The following is a 243-nucleotide window of genomic DNA, read 5'->3' as shown; positions in this document are numbered from 1 at the left end:
ATATAGTCTTGATAGTTCTGATCATTAAAGGTAATCGCTTGCAGCACCATCAACCCTGTTGGCTTAAGCAAGCTATTACACTTGGCAAAAAACGTCGGCAAGAATTCATGTCCGACCGCTTCAATCATCTCAATACTGACCAGCTTGTCATACTGCCCAGTCAGCTCACGATAATCCTGCTTGAGAAGGGTGATTTTATCAGACAGTCCGGCAGCTTCGACCCGCTGCTGTGCCTCGTTATAC

General features: G+C 46.1%; 1 protein-coding gene. It reads right to left on the bottom strand.

What is annotated here, in order from left to right; all coding sequences use genetic code 11:
- Positions 1-243, bottom strand: a 243-nt coding sequence (locus tag AAEY88_RS15130; protein WP_350563711.1) for a class I SAM-dependent methyltransferase, incomplete at both ends; no start/stop codon positions are given.

Origin of the sequence: Psychrobacter sp. CAL346-MNA-CIBAN-0220, from assembly GCF_040309805.1 — a bacterium.
Lineage (GTDB): Bacteria > Pseudomonadota > Gammaproteobacteria > Pseudomonadales > Moraxellaceae > Psychrobacter.
Note: the sequence above shows the minus strand (reverse complement) of the source record. Positions and strands in the feature narration are given on the sequence as shown.